This is a genomic window from Lysobacter sp. P5_C4 (assembly GCF_054049695.1).
The window spans coordinates 342,542-357,825 of the sequence record NZ_JBFULX010000002.1; the positions used below are offsets into that span (position 1 = coordinate 342,542).

9 protein-coding genes and 1 tRNA gene are annotated in these 15,284 nt (G+C 63.9%); 6 read left to right on the plus strand and 4 right to left on the minus strand.

Annotated features, from left to right (window positions below):
- The first annotated feature begins 123 nt into the window (after positions 1 to 123).
- The 6 genes from ACXJJ8_RS06095 to ACXJJ8_RS06120 all read left to right on the plus strand — a co-directional run bounded on the left by ACXJJ8_RS06095 (position 124) and on the right by ACXJJ8_RS06120 (position 10,313).
- A complete protein-coding gene (locus tag ACXJJ8_RS06095) occupies positions 124 to 5,952 on the plus strand; it encodes a putative Ig domain-containing protein (RefSeq protein WP_499027698.1) in 5,829 nt (1,942 codons plus the stop codon).
- 13 nt (positions 5,953 to 5,965) lie between these two features.
- Positions 5,966 to 7,594 carry a flavin monoamine oxidase family protein gene (locus ACXJJ8_RS06100; RefSeq protein ID WP_499027700.1) on the plus strand — a complete coding sequence of 543 codons (1,629 nt, stop codon included), beginning with the start codon at positions 5,966 to 5,968 and terminating at the stop codon, positions 7,592 to 7,594.
- 67 nt (positions 7,595 to 7,661) lie between these two features.
- A tRNA-Ile gene (locus ACXJJ8_RS06105) sits at positions 7,662 to 7,737 on the plus strand.
- Between the two features lie 177 nt (positions 7,738 to 7,914).
- Positions 7,915 to 9,129: a tyrosine-type recombinase/integrase gene (locus ACXJJ8_RS06110; RefSeq protein ID WP_499027702.1), complete on the plus strand. Its 1,215-nt coding sequence runs from the start codon at positions 7,915 to 7,917 to the stop codon at positions 9,127 to 9,129.
- 121 nt (positions 9,130 to 9,250) lie between these two features.
- Positions 9,251 to 9,853 (plus strand): DarT ssDNA thymidine ADP-ribosyltransferase family protein, encoded by a 603-nt coding sequence (locus ACXJJ8_RS06115; protein ID WP_499027706.1) that lies wholly within the window; start codon positions 9,251 to 9,253, stop codon positions 9,851 to 9,853.
- Positions 9,854 to 9,908: 55 nt separating this feature from the next.
- Complete coding sequence (locus ACXJJ8_RS06120) at positions 9,909 to 10,313, plus strand: GIY-YIG nuclease family protein (RefSeq protein ID WP_499027708.1); 405 nt, start codon at positions 9,909 to 9,911, stop codon at positions 10,311 to 10,313.
- 44 nt (positions 10,314 to 10,357) lie between these two features.
- Here ACXJJ8_RS06120 and ACXJJ8_RS06125 read toward each other — a convergent pair whose 3' ends face one another.
- The 4 genes from ACXJJ8_RS06125 to ACXJJ8_RS06140 all read right to left on the minus strand — a co-directional run bounded on the left by ACXJJ8_RS06125 (position 10,358) and on the right by ACXJJ8_RS06140 (position 15,117).
- The gene (locus tag ACXJJ8_RS06125; protein WP_499027711.1) at positions 10,358 to 13,756 is read right to left on the minus strand and encodes a TM0106 family RecB-like putative nuclease; all 3,399 of its coding nucleotides are present in this window, start codon (positions 13,754 to 13,756) and stop codon (positions 10,358 to 10,360) included.
- Between the two features lie 146 nt (positions 13,757 to 13,902).
- Positions 13,903 to 14,328 carry a hypothetical protein gene (locus tag ACXJJ8_RS06130; protein ID WP_499027713.1) on the minus strand — a complete coding sequence of 142 codons (426 nt, stop codon included), beginning with the start codon at positions 14,326 to 14,328 and terminating at the stop codon, positions 13,903 to 13,905.
- Positions 14,328 to 14,510, minus strand: coding sequence for a hypothetical protein (locus tag ACXJJ8_RS06135; RefSeq protein ID WP_499027716.1), 183 nt, complete (start codon positions 14,508 to 14,510; stop codon positions 14,328 to 14,330). The genes ACXJJ8_RS06130 and ACXJJ8_RS06135 overlap by 1 nt, the downstream gene beginning before the upstream one ends.
- Positions 14,511 to 14,619: 109 nt before the next feature.
- On the minus strand, positions 14,620 to 15,117 hold the full coding sequence (locus ACXJJ8_RS06140) for a hypothetical protein (protein ID WP_499027718.1): 498 nt from the start codon (positions 15,115 to 15,117) through the stop codon (positions 14,620 to 14,622).
- Positions 15,118 to 15,284: the final 167 nt, after the last annotated feature.

A 15,284-nucleotide genomic window follows, 5' to 3' on the forward strand; every position in this document is an offset into this window, starting at 1 on the left:
CTGAAGGCGTCACGCTTTCCCTTGCCATCGCGACGTGTTTCAATCCCTGACGTTTTTGTAACCGCGCGCGTCGCCCCGGGGATGGGGCCGTGCGAGGGATCCGGGGAACCAGGGGACATCCGAATGCAGCTCTCGATCACGCGCCGCGCGTGCGACGTCCGTCGCTTTGCGTTTCTTTTTTCGTTGTTGCTGTGCTTCGGCGCGCTCTTCCCCTCCCTGGCGTTCGCGCAGGACTCGGCGTATTGCCCGCAGGTCTTCGCGACCGTTGCCAAGGGCGCGTCGGTCCAGATCGACGTGAGCGATTGCGACGGCCCCTTCGACGGCGGCATGAGCGAACCCTTCGCAGGCTTCGGCGCGAGCAGCGGCACCGTGACGATCGAGCCGAACAACGCCGGCACGCAGTTCGTCACCTATGCGCACGGCGGTAACACGGCGACGTCCGACACCTTCTTCCTCGAAGACAACGACGGCGCGATGGTGCAGGTCAACATGACCATCACCGCGCCGGCATCGGCGATCGTCGTGTCCCCCGCGAGCTTGCCGGCGATGACGGCGGGCACCGCGTTCTCGCAGGCGCTTTCATCCACCGGCGGCAATGGCACGTACGCCTACACACTCAACGGCGGCGCATTGCCCGTGGGTTTGAATCTCGCGCCGGGCGGCCTGATCAACGGCACGCCGACGCAACGTGGCCCCTACAGTTTCACCGTGCGTTCGACCGACGGCGCCAGCGCGTTCGTCGACAAGGGTTACACCGGCAGCGTTGCCAATCCGTCGCTCGCGCTGGGCGCATCGACGATCAACGTTCCGCAGAATGTCGCAACGTCGCAGTCGCTGACCGCCACCGGTGGCGTCGCCCCTTACGTCTTCACCATCGAATCCGGAACGCTGCCCGCGGGCCTCACGCTCTCCGCCGCCGGCCTGGTCAGTGGCACCACGAACGTGGCGACCGGCAACTACACGGTCACCGTCCGCGTCACCGATGCAAGCTCCGGCCCTGGCAGCTATTTCGAGCTCGAAACGCTGACGATCGCGGTCTCCGCATTGCCGTCGGTTTCGATTTCCGTCGCCCCGGCAAGCGTCGCCGAAGATGGCGCCACCAACCTGGTTTATACGATCAGCCGTGGCGCAGCGAGCAGCGGCGTGTTGACCGTGAACCTGACCTACGGCGGCACCGCGACGGCGGGCACCGATTACGCCGGCAACGCCGCGACGGTCAACATCCCCAACGGCAGCAGCAGCACGACGATCACGCTCGATCCTGCGAGCGATGCCACCGTGGAAGCCAATGAGACCGCGATCGTCACCGTTGCCACGGGTGCCGGTTACCTCGTCGGCGCCCCCGCCGCCGCCACGGGCACGATCAACAACGACGACGTCCCCTCGGTTTCGGTCACCGTGTCGCCGGCATCGGTGACGGAAGACGGCGTTGCGAACCTCGTCTACACCCTCACGCTCGACCAGCCATCGCTTGCACCGATTTCGGTCAACTGGGCCTTCGGTGCGGGCTCGGCGACGCCGGGCGTGGATTTCGCCAATGTCAGCGGCCCCCTGGTGATCGCCGCAGGCGCCACTAACGGCCAGATCGTGGTGGATCCGACGGCGGATGCGACGATCGAAGCCAATGAATCCGTTCTCGTCGTCCTCAACCCGGGCACCGGCTACACGATGGCGCCGCCAATCAACGCCACCGGTACGATTCTCAACGACGATCTTCCGACGCTGTCGATCAACGACGTTTCGATCGCCGAAGGCGACGCAGGCACCACGACTGCCACGTTCACCGTTTCGCTGAGCGCGCCCGCGCCGGCCGGCGGCGTCACCTTCGACATCGCCACGCAGGGCGGCACCGCGACCTCCGGCACCGACTTCGTCGCGCAGTCGCTCACGGGCCAGACGATTCCGGCGGGCAGCACGACCTACACCTTCTCCGTCGCCATCAACGGCGACGTGTTGAACGAAACGAGCGAAACCTACTTCGTCAACGTCACCAACGTCGTCAACGCGCTCGTCGCCGATGGCCAGGGCCTGGGCACGATCACCAACGACGATGCGGTGCCGTCGATTTCGATCGACGACCTGTCGACCAACGAAGGCAACGTCGCGACCACGGCCAACGCCGTCGCGGTCCGGCTGAGCGCGCCCAGTGGCCAGACGGTCACCGTGAACTACGCGACCGCCGACGGCACGGCAACCGCCCCCGGCGATTACGCGGCGACCTCGGGGACCGTCTCCTTCGCGCCTGGCGCGACGACGCGGACGATCGTCGTCGGCATCGTGGGCGACATCTCGCCCGAAGCGAACGAAACCTTCAACGTCAACCTGTCGGCGCCGGTCAACGCGACCATCGCCGACGCGAGCGCAACGGTCACCCTCCTCAACGACGACGTGCCGGTCAGCATCACGACGGCCACGTTGCCGAACGCCGCGGTCGCCGCGCCGTACACCCAGACGATCACCGCCACTGGCGGCGCCGCGCCGTATTCGTACGCAGTCACCGCGGGTGCATTGCCCGCCGGCCTGACCCTGTCGCCGCTCGGCACGGTGTCCGGCACGCCGACCGCCGGCGGCACGTTCAACTTCACCGTGACCGCGACCGACAGCAGCCCGTCGCCGGGCCCGTTCACCGCGAGCCGGGCCTACACGCTGGTCGTCAATGCAGCGACGATCACGTTGCCGGCCACGACGCTGCCGGGCGGTACGCTGTCGCAGGCTTACAACGCAGCGCTCAACGCCGCGTCGGGCGGCACCGCGCCGTATTCGTATGCGGTCGCGAGCGGCGCATTGCCGAACGGTTTGACGCTCAATGCATCGACCGGCGCGATCACCGGGACGCCGACCGCGATGGGGACGTTCAACTTCACCATCGTCGCGACCGACGGCAGCGGCGGCAGCGGCCCGTATTCCTCGGCGCCGCGCGCGTATTCGATCGGCATCACCGACGTCACGCCCGTCGCGAATGCAAGCACGCACGCCGCGGCGTACGATTCCGCCGCCGCCGCCGTGACGCTCGACATCACCGGCGGCGCGCCGACGAACGTTGCCGTCGCGACCGGTGCGTCGAACGGCACCGCAACGGCGACCGGCGTGACGATCAACTACCAGCCGAACGCCGGCTTCGCGGGCACCGACAGCTTCACCTACACCGCGACCAACAGCGGCGGCACGTCCCCGCCGGCGACGGTCACGGTGACGGTCGGCAACCCGACGATCGCGATCGCCACGACCGCCGGCTTCAACGCCACGGTCGCTACGGCCTACACGCAAACCTTCACCTTCAGCGGGGGCGCCGCGCCGTACGCCGGCTACCAGGTCACGAACCTGCCGGCGGGCGTGTCGATCACCGGCACCACCGCGAACAGCGTCACGATCTCGGGCACGCCGACGCAGGCGGGTACCTTCGCCCTCGCCGTGTCGTCGACCGACAGCAGCACGGGCAACGGACCGTTCACCACGACGCAGACGTTCTCGCTGGACGTCGCGGTGCCGACGCTCGCACTCGCGCCGGGCGCGACGACGTTCAACGTGCCATACGCGACCGCGTTCTCGCAGGCCTTCACCGCGAGCGGCGGCGTCGGTCCCTACACCTACGCGTTGACCGGCACGCTGCCGACCGGCGTGACGTTCGCCGGCGACACGCTGTCCGGCACACCGACGATGCCGGGCACGTACAACCTCACCCTCACCGCGACCGATGCCGGTTCGACGGGCGTGGGCGCACCGTTCACCGTCGCGCAGTCGTACACCATCGTCGTCGCTGCACCGTCGATCGTCGTCACGCCGGCCACCGTGCCGAACGCGACGGCGGGCACCGCGTATTCGCAGACGCTTTCGGCGACCGGTGCCGTCGCGCCGTACACCTTCACGATCACCGCGGGCGCGCTGCCCGCGGGCGTGACGTTGTCGACGAACGGCGCACTCGCCGGCACGCCCAGCGCATCGGGCACGTTCAACTTCACCGCGCAGGCGAGCGACGCGAACGGCCAGGTCGCGACGCAGGCCTACACGCTGATCGTCGCGGTGCCGGCCATCGCGCTGACGCCGGCCACGCTCGCAGGCGGCACCGCGGGCACGGCCTACACGCAAGCGCTGACGATCTCCGGCGGCATCGCGCCGTATACGGCGACGCTCACCGGCACGCTGCCGACCGGCATCGCGTTCGATACGACGACGCGCACCTTCAGCGGTACGCCGACGCAAGCCGGTTCGTTCAACGTCTCGGTCACCGTCGCCGACAGCACGGGCGGTACCGCGGCCACGGTCACCAACGCGTACACGCTGGTCATCGCGTCGCCGACCTTGTCGCTGACGCCGGCCACCCTGGCCGCCGGCACCGCGGGCGTTGCGTACGCCCAGAGCTTCGCGACCACCGGTGGCATCGCGCCGTACACGTATGCGCTCACCGCAGGCGCGCTCCCGGCCGGCTTGGCGTTGAATGCATCGACCGGCGCGCTTTCGGGCACGCCGACGGTGGCGGGCAACTTCAACTTCACCGTCGCCGTCGTGGACAGCACGACCGGTACCGCCGCCAGTGCATCGAATGCGTACACGCTCGCGATCTCCGCGCCGACGATCACGATCACGCCGACGACGCTCACGGCAGGCACGCAGAACCAGGCCTACGCGCAGACGCTGACTGCGACCGGCGGCTCCGCGCCGTACACCTTCGCCGTCACGACGGGTGCGTTGCCGGACGGGCTCACGCTCGCATCGGGCGGCGCGCTCTCGGGCACGCCGACGGCGGACGGCAGCTTCGCCTTCACCATCACCGCGACCGACGCGATGGGCTTCACCGCCTCGCAGGCCTATACGGTCGCCGTGATCTCGCGTCCGGACCCGACGCGCGATGCCGAAGTGCGCGGCCTGCTGGATGCACAGGCGCAAGCGACGCAACGCTTCGCCAACGCGCAGATCAACAACTTCCAGCAACGCCTGGAAAGCCTGCACGGCGCGGGTGCACGCGGCCTGAGCAACAGCCTGAGCCTCAACGCGCGCATGCGTTGCCCCGAAGCGTTCCGCGGCGCGAAGCAGGATCTGTGCACGCCGCAGACCGCGCTGCAGAATGGCGCATCGCTCGCGGATGCGCCGGACTCGGATTTGCCTGCGACGACGGCCGAGGGTGCATGGGGCGCGTGGATCGGTGGTGCGATCCGTTCGGGTTCGACCGATGCGCGCAACGGTGCGGCCGGCGCCGATTTCGAAACCGACGGCCTCAGCGCCGGTGCCGATTGGCGCCTGTCGCAGTCCTTCGTGTTCGGCGCGGGCGTCGGTTACGGCCGCGACCGCAGCGACGTCGGCGAACGCAACAGCAACGTCGATGGCGAATCGTTCTCCGTCGTCGCCTACGCCAGCTACCACCCGGGGGAGACGTTCTTCCTCGATGGCCTGCTCGGCTACCAGGACATGCGCTTCGACCTGCGCCGCTTCCTCACCATCAACGGTGGTTCGGTGACCGGTGCGCGCGATGGCACGCAGTGGTTCGGTTCGCTGTCCAGCGGCGCGGACATCGTGCAGGGCAACGTGCAGTACACCCCGTACGCGCGCCTGGATGTCTCGCGCGCCACGCTCGATGCCTACACCGAGCAGGGCGACGCGGTGTATGCGCTGGCCTATGGCGAACAGAACGTCGATGCGACGACCGGCAATGTCGGCCTGCGCGTGGAAATGAAGAACGACACCGATTGGGGTGCGTTCACGCCGATGTTCCGCGCCGAATACCAGCACGACTTCAAGGCCGACGGTTTCACGACGATGCGCTACGCCGACCTGATCTCCGGTCCCGTGTACGGCACCGACGTGGCGGGCTTCGATCGTTCGCGCTGGATGCTCGGCCTGGGCGCCAACTTCGTGTTCGACAGCGATTTCTCGATCCGCGTCGAATACCGTGGCGTCTTCGGTTCGTCCGGCGATCGCGACAACGCCTTGCAGTTGATCTTCCAGAAGTCCTACTGAGCGGGGAACCGACATGAGCCGTAGCCGCACGATGAGTGAACTGCTGCGCATCGCCCGCCTCGCGGAGCGTTGCGAGCGCACCGGCGAAAGCGCCGACGACGCGATCGGCCAGGAGGGCGTGCAGGACGAAGACCGCCGCCGCCTGTTCCAGGGCGCGACCGCAGGCGCCGCGATCGCTGCGGCCGGTGTCATGGCACCCGGTGCATGGGCCGCGGCGACGCAGGCCGTGCGCACCGTCGTGGCGAAGACGACCAACACGCGCGGCGTCGCCGTCATCGGTGCCGGCATCGCGGGCCTGTCGTGCGCGACCGAACTCGCGCGCCTGGGCGTCAATGCACGCGTGTTCGAAGCGGGCACGCGCGTCGGCGGCCGCATCTTCAGCCTGCGCGGCTTCTTCCCCGGCCAGGTGGCCGAACGCGGCGCCGAATTCATCGGCACCTCGCATCACGTGATGCTCGGGTACGCGCGCCAGCTCAAACTGCAGCTCGAACCGTTCAATCGTGCCGGCGCCGAGAAATTCCACTTCGCCGGCCGTGCGTATTCCGAATCGCAGGTCGTCGACGAATACCGCGCATTCTCCGCCGCCATCGGCGACGAACTCGCACGCATCCAGGCGCCGACCGCCGACAAGCACATCGAAGCGGCGACGCTGCTCGACCTGATGAGCCTGTCGGACTTCCTCGACCTGTACGGCGCGGGCGATCTGCTGCGCGCGATGATGCAGGCCGCGTGCGAAGCCGAATTCGGCGTCGAACCGGGCGAACTGAGCGCGATCGCGTTCCTGCGCTTCGTGCACGGCGATCGCCGCACGAAGTTCGGCGCCTACAACGACGGTCGCGAAGACCACCTGCATGTCGTCGGCGGCAACGACCTGATCACGACGGGCCTGGCGGCGAAGTTGCCGCAGCCCGTCGCGCTGGGCCATCGCCTGGCCGCCGTGCGCAAGACCGCCGGTGGCCTGGTGCGCCTGACCTTCGCCGTCGCGGGGCGTTATGTCGACTACGACCACGATGCGGTCGTACTCGCGCTGCCCTTCAGCGTGCTGCGCAAGGTGGAATTCGATGCGAGCGTGCAGATGCCCGCGTTCAAGCGCCTGGCGATCGAGCAATCGCGCACGGGCGATGCGAGCAAGCTGATGCTCGGCTTCAACCAGCCCTATTGGGCGACGCGCAACAACGCGACGGGCACGGTGTCGGCCAATCTCCCGCGCCTGCGCAACACCTGGGAATCCAATCCCACCCACGGCGCCGCAACGCGCGCGGTGCTCACCCACCACGTCGGCGGCGCGGCCGCGCGCCTGCTGCGCCAGGAAACGATGCAATCCGATGCGAAGGCGTTCCTGGGCGACCTCGAACGCGTGCTCCCGGGCGCCGCGAGCGCCGTGCGCCGCGACACGCGGGGCAACCTGCAGGCCGCCGTGCAGAACTGGTCGATCGACCCGAACGCGCTGGGCGCCTACCCCGCGCCGCGCCCCGGTTACTTCACGACCATCGCGCACAACGAAGCCAAGCCGATCGGCAACATCTACTTTGCCGGCGACCAGACGAGCAGCTTCTACGAATGGCAGGGCTTCATGGAAGGTGCGGCACTGTCGGGGTTGCGTGCGGCGAGCGAGGCCGCGGGTTTGATGTTGGGGCGGTGAGCCGGTTTGCGCACGGAACCAACGAAGCCCCGCGAAAGCGGGGCTTCTGCTTTAATGCCCGCGCGACGGGCCTATAGCTCAATGGTTAGAGCAGAGGACTCATAATCCTTTGGTTCCAGGTTCGAGTCCTGGTGGGCCCACCACATAGCTGCCCTCTGACGTCCGTAGATGTCCGAGATCAGGCAAAATTCCCCGTAAACATAGCGGATTGCTGTCATGCAAGGTCCATTGCTATCCGCTTGCATCCGCAAGAAATGCGAGTAGCGTAGTGAGTATTGGAGCATGTGATTTGCTCCGCTACTCGCAAATCCACTACTCACATGCTCACAGATGCAAAGCTTCGTGCGCTCAAACCGAAAGACAAGCTGTACCGGGTTGCTGATTCGAATGGATTGACCGTTGAAGTCAGTACGTCGGGGGCGAAGCTGTGGCGCTATCGCTACCGGTTCGCTGGGAAGGCGACCATGGTTGCTCTTGGTGACTACCCGGCGGTCTCGTTGGCAGAGGCTAGGTCGGAGCGGGACCGCATGCGGACGCTGCTCAAAGGCGGTGCCAATCCCGCCCACGTCAAACGCAAAGAACGGGCTGCCCGCATGGAGCAGGTGGCCACCACCTTTGGTGCCATTGGCCTCGAATTGTTGGATAAGAGAGCCAGGGAGGGGCTGGCCCCACAGTCCGTGAAACGTGAGCGGCGTCTGATCGACAAAGACTTGGCGAGCGTCCGGGATCTTCCGATCGTCGATGTCACGGCGCCCCTACTCTTGGACGCTCTTCGAAAACTGGAAAAGCGCGGCATCGTCGAGACCGCCCATAGAGCGCGTGCGCATGCTGGAAGGGTTTTTCGGTACGCCATTGCGACTGGTCGCGCAGAGAGCAATCCTGCAGCCGACCTGGCCGGAGCTTTGGAGCAGCCCAAGACCGTTCACTTTGCGAGTGTGACGGACCCAGCCATGATCGGGAGCCTGTTGCGGGCGCTATACGCCTACAAGGGTTCTCAGGTAACGACCACCGCATTGAAGCTAGCGCCCATGGTGTTTGTCCGCCCAGGGGAACTGCGAAGCGCGCGCTGGACAGACATCGATCTGGATGCGGCAGAGTGGCGTTACACAGCCAGCAAAACTCGCACACCCCACATCGTCCCGTTGGCCAGTCAGGGAGTGAAGCTTCTCCGCGATCTATATCCGATCACCAAACGCAGTGCTTTTGTGTTTCCAAGTGTCAGGGGTGCAACTCGGGCGATGAGCGAAAACACAATCAATGTCGCGCTGAGGACTATGGGGTATGACGGAAGCACTATGACAGGTCATGGTTTCCGCGCGATGGCGCGCACTGTACTTGATGAAGTGCTGGGATTCCGGCCGGACTACATTGAGCATCAGCTAGCCCATGCGGTGCGCGACCCCCTTGGGCGTGCATACAACCGCACTGCACATTTGGCGGAGCGGAAGAAGATGATGCAGGCATGGGCAGACTATCTTGATCAGCTCAGAGAAGGCAAAGGTAAAGTCGATTCGACTCGATCGAAGGTCAAGTAGCTCTTCTTCTGCCGCGTTACGCAGTGCCGACCATTTCCACCCTTGGGACGTCAGAGCATGCTGATCTGGCACACCGTTGGGGCTTAGTATTTCGCAAGTGCCCGCAGTGAGGTCGTTGAGGGTGAAAGAAGACTACCGAGCGAAGATCCAATCGATCGCGAAGGATCGAGAGGTTCGTTTTCTGCTGCACTTTACGCAAACAGCTAACCTGCCTGGGATCGTAACGCACGGGCTTCTTCCACGACGCGAACTGGCAAAACCGACGTACTCGGCATACGCCAGCGATCGGTGCCGACTGGACGCGAACGATGATGCAGTTTCCGTCTCAATCTCACGCGTCAACGAGGCGATGTTCGCGTCGAAACGCCTTAAGAGTGGGCATCCGAATTGGCTCATTCTCATTCTTTCATCTGAGATTCTATGGACCCACACTTGCAGGTTCTGCTGGTGCAATGCTGCAAGGAACGAGATCAAAAATCATAGAGGCTGGCTTGGCGGACCTTGGGCCTTATCCGAAATGTTTGCCGAAAGCGGTGACGCGAGAGATGGTCTCGCGCGCAGCCATCCAACTGATCCCGAAGCCGAAGTTCAGGTGATGGAGGCGATTGCGCCGAAATACATCCTCGGTGCCGTGGTTAATCAAGCAGAAGTGGTGGAGCCTGTGCAGACAATCTTGAGTGCGATGTTCGATGGGCCGCCGCCTGTGCTGGTTGCTACTTTTTGATCCTTGAGGTTGCCCAGCATCGCCGGGCACATACACGTTAGGGCTCACGCGAAGCATGGCTACCCTCCAACTATTTCTCGACGCATTGTCTCACTCGGCAGGGGCCGCTGAGGCATGGTTCATGGCTGAAACATCCGCAAAGAGCCGAGAAGACTACTTTGCCAAAGGCAAGCTTGGAGATCCTGGCAATGGAGCGGTCTACGCTTACTTCTGCAAAGACGGCATCCCGCTTTATGTCGGAGAGGCGAGTCGTCCCATCAAGCGACGGATGCACGACAAGACGTCTCCGCACAAGAATGCTCAATGGTGGGAGTCTTGGGAGATGGTCCGCCTCTTGCCGGTCGCAGATCGCACTGACAGACTCACGCTTGAGCTGCTACTTGTGCTCGCACTCAATCCGAAGTTCAACGTCAAGCCAGGTCAAAGGCAGCTCAGCGAAATGTTCCGGCGTGAGCCATAACAGTTCATCAAGCCGGAAGCTCACGGCGTAATGGCGCCGCCAGCCTAGGCGATCGGCGTGGCCATCTCGAGGTAGCGGCAGAAGGCGTTGGCCAGCTGCATCTGGCGAGGCGTGCGACAATTCACTTCGAATACCGACGGCGAGCCGACCAGCACGCATACGCACTTGGCGCGCGAGGTCGCGACATTAAGGCGGTTTAGGCTGTACAAGAATTCCATCCCGCGCGGCGCATCCGCGTGGCTGGAGGTGGTCATCGAATAGATGACGATCGGCGCTTCCTGACCCTGGAACTTGTCGACTGTGCCGATCCGCGCACCGGGCAGGCGCGCGCTCAACTCGGCGACTTGCGCGTTATATGGCGCGATGATCAGGAGGTCCGACAAGGTCACGGGCCGCACCGTGCCGTCCTTGTCGGTCCAGGTCGTGTCGTTGGAAAGGATCTCTTGCACCAGCTCCTTCACCGAGTTGGCTTCTTCCGGCGACGAGTTTTGGTTGCCGCGGGTGGGGACGGCGAGGAAGCGGAGGCCGGCGCCACTGACCCGACCTGACGAGGTTATGGTTTGGTTCTCTAGGCCGGGCCGGGGGTGCAAGCGGCTGGCGTAGAACATTTCCGAGGTGAAGGCGCAGATCGAGGGGTGCAAGCGCCAGGTCTCTGCCAAGAACAATCCGCGATCGGCGGCGATCGTAGGCGCCGATCCGAGGACATGATGCAATGCCGAGACCTCGGTGCCGTCCGGGTGGCTTCCTTGGATGGGCTGCTCCAGTTGTTGGGGATCGCCGAGTAGGACCAACCGCGGCGCCACCTGACTCACCGCGAGTACGTTGGCCAACGCCATCTGCGCCGCCTCGTCGACGAATAGCACATCCACGGACTCCACAGCTTCCTGGCTGGCCCACAGCCAAGCTGTGCCGCCAGCGACATGTGCGCCCGCAGCGAGCGCAGAGAAAAGCATCGCGGGATTCTTGGCGAAGCGCAGGTGCGGCAAGTCAGTTTCCATTTCCCGTGGCTTTTGCACGCACTGCACGTCTAGCCCTGACGCGTTTGCCGCCTTGATCACCTCGTCCAGCAGATGGCGGATCACCTTGTGGCTGGTTGCGCACACGCCAACCTTTTTACCGGCTTCGACCAACGCGCAGATCATGCGCGCACCGGTATAGGTCTTGCCCGAGCCCGGCGGGCCCTGAATCGGCAGGACGCCGCCCTCCAACGCCAGCGCCAATCGACACGCTGCGTCGAGCGCGGCTTCGTTCTCGATTTGGATCGTCTGCGCTCCGAGTCGGGGTGCCAGTCGTAACAGAAGATCCCGGCCGGCCTGAAACGGACCCGCGCCCTCAATGCCATTTGCAACGACGTACTCCCCGAGGCGCACAAGCGAATGCGCCAGAACTTTGGAGTCCACCACCTTGTGGCGGAACACCGCTTCCGGGTGGAGCTCGGCGGTGTCCTTGCGCTTCTTGATGTCGACCCAACGCTCATCCCACGAGATCGCGTGGATTTCGCCGAACTTCTCGCCGCCCAAGCTCCGTAGCTCGTCGCCGCTATGCGCTTCCCCCTCCTGGGGCGGAAAGGTGTAACGGTGGATAGGTGCCTTAGCGGTGCCGCCCTGCTCGCTGTCGAAGTGCAACCCCGACACGCCAGCACGCTCGTCGAGAAGGTCATCGGCGGTCACCGCCGCCAAGCGGAAGTACTCCCACCACACTGCTTTTTGCTCGCGGCGATGCCAATCCAAGGTATGTCCGAGCAACCAGCGCCCGTGCTGCTCCGCACTGCGGTCGGCGACATCTACCGGGACGCCCTGGATCAGCTGCGCCACCAAAGCATCGATCTTGGTCTGCCATTCGCCCAAGGCCTCGCTCGGGGCCGCTTCTGGCGGCGCCGGACGAGGCACCCCGGTACCATGTTCGATCAGAACGTCACGCTGGGCCTCCAGCCAGTCGCGCAAGGATCGTGTCGACTCGCAATCGTCGCGGTTGTAGCTCGCAACCTTGGTGCGCGTGTCGGCATCGATGAGGTCCAAGTCGCCGAGTTCGAGCGCGGTCTGGACCTTGGTCAGCGCTTGATTCGCCTCGGGGAGCGACGTAGCGCGCGTGAATCCGTACAAAGGTTCAAGTTTCTTGATCGAATAGCTTTCGACGCTCGCCCGCAGGCCCTGGCGCACCACCGCGAACAGGTCGACCAGACAACGGCCCCGCAGCAGTGTGTCGATCTCCTCCTCGCGAGTCGCATAACGGCCCATCAAGCGCTTCAACGCCGCCGGCTCATAGGGGGCGAAGTGATAGATGTGCAGGTCGGGGAATTCGGTCAGGCGTTGCATTACGAAATCGATGAAACGCTCAAAAACCTGCTTCTCCTCTTCGCGCGACACCGCCCAGTCCCCGACGTAGACGGAGTTGCCGTCGGTGTCCTGGTACCGATAGCCGAACAGGTACTCCAAGCCACCCTCCCCGGCGAAGGGATCGCCTTCGAGGTCCAGGAAGATGTCGCCGGCGCAAGGCGCGGGCAGGGCCGCGAGCCCGAATCCGGCCGCGATTGGCAGCAGTTCGTGTACAACAACGCCTGTCTGACGCCCCACAAATTGGATGCGGGCTTGATCACGCGCCCGCTCGTAAGCCTGCATTGAACCGCGCGATGGCTTCCAAGGAAGCGGCGACGGCACGGCCGCGAGATCGGCCAGCGTGTTTATGCCGTGGGCCGTGAACTCGTCGATCTGCGTCTTGCTGATGCCAGCAACCAAGCTCAGGTGATCATCGGCCCGCCGCTGCGCGTCGCAGCGCGGCTGCCAGTGACACACCTCGCAGTGGGCCGTTGGATCCGGATAAGTTTCGGGGACGGCCTGTTGCACGACCGCCGATTCCAATGCCTGCCGTACGTAACGGTAGTAGGCGGCGAACTCGTCCATGCGGTACGGCTGCAGCGCGTAGCCGGTCCACGGGGCCACGATGTAGCCGGTGTCCGGTCGCTTGACTTGGAACGCCTCGACCAACGCGGCGTACAGGCACAGCTGTAGCACGGCGCCCGCCTTCGTTTCGCGGGCGAGCTTGGTATCGATGACTTCATAGGACCAGGCGCCGAGGGCACTCGGACTGTCAACCCGCTGAAGCACGTCCACCCGCCCCACGAAGCCATGCCAGCGGAGGGCGCCCTGAACGATGATTTCGTGCCCAGCGCGCATCGCGTCTACGGTTTGCTCGACGGCGGAGTCATCTTCGCCGACGACCTCGATCGCCGTGACAGACCGTCCTTGCCCCCTGAGATGTTCGACAAAGCCCTGCTCATGCCGCGCGCCACGCGTCCGGAGCAAGTCCAACAACGGGTCCCAGCGGGCGGGCTTTGCCAAGGTCCCGTTCGCGACCTCCAGATCCAAATGGGTCAAGTGTCCACAGTTCAGGTGCCCGATTAGATCGGACGCGCTGAGCAACAGGGCGCCGCCGTGCTTGTGCATATCGCCACCGAAGTTTGGTCTGGACTCAGCTGCATTCTAGAGGCGTTGGTAAGCAACCACTCCGTCCTTGCATGCGGTAGCGTGAATCCGACGAATCAGCTCACGACCCAAAGCAGACACTCGCTCTCTGCGAGAGGTCGTCCGCTCTACCCGATATGTTGCTGGCCCCTGCTTAGCAACACGGTGCGTTTGGCCAGCTGCCTTAAGGTCCCGCGATGAAGCCATACGAGCCCACACATTCCGTACAGGGCAAGTGATGCCATCGCATTTGCCGGGCGAAAAATCAATGCGCCAGGATCAACAAAATGCCAATAGATGGCATACGTTCCGTCCACGGAAAACCAAGTCCAGAATAGAGCCTGTGGGAACCGCTTCCACCGCCTCTCAAAAAACGCCCGCAGGCTGCACGGCGCGGTGAAGTACGTGAACCCAGCCATGATGAAACTGATGGGTACGTCCCAGTCCGGAAGTCCGGAATGCCGTGCACCAATCAGCAGGAAGATGATTCCGCAGGAAAGGCTGAACAGTTTCCACGGCCGCACATATTCGGATGCAGAGTAGAGGTAAGTCATCAGATGCGCCGGTTCTTCGAAACGTCGTTATTCAAAGTCGAGTTTTCGTCTTCGTGCTCAAAGAACTGCTCAAGCCCGAGCAACGGTTCGGCGTGCGTTCCCCGCTCGGACTTCGATACAAGATATCCAAGAACGGCGCAGCGCGCGAACGCGGCCAGTTCGTCGCTATAGCCTGCTGTCATGACTGCGACCTTTTCTGCTTAATCGTCGTCGCTGATGAGTGCTGCGCACCTTCCTTATGGCGCGAGCCCCGTTCATCCTCATCGGAACGAGTTCAACGCTAGCCGCTGGCTAGCATGGGGCTTCTTGCTCTGCCTCAAACGACTCGTCGTCCTCCGCTTCAGCATCGTGCGCATCAGGAGAGGCGAACAGCTCCGGCTTTCCTTGCTTCAACCACATCTTCTTGACCACTTCTGAAGCTGCCATCTGCTGCTCAATGAAAGATGCTCCTCGGTCCTCAAGCAGTCCCACGTAATGAATCAAAATTTTAAAGTTCCTCTTGTCCTCAAACAGTCCGCGGACAAACGATTCCGGTAGACCGTTTCGAAGCGTCAACTTTCGGGCACCGTAGAGGAACTCATCACGCCGGTCTTCTTGCATGATCCAAGACGGAGGATGACTTGATCTGCCTGCGAGCAGGTCACGCCCTGCACCAAGTTGCCTAGCTTCATGGCGGCGTGACTTTGCTTGCAAAAAGGCTCGCACCACCACTAGTACGAAGTAGCCAGCAAGGGATAGCCCGTATGTCGGCCAAGCCAAAGCCAAGGCTATGAAGAAAAGAATGATCATTGCCGAGCTCCCCTGCTATTGGACAATGTAGCTTCCCATCAACAATGCATTCAATCCGAAGCCGCTTCTGGGCTCGACTTAGTTCAGTTGTTATCCGGCACCTTTCCAGCAAGTCTCCGGCGGCCGCTTTTGGCCGAAAGCGGACCTGGTCAATAACAGCGCAGTGG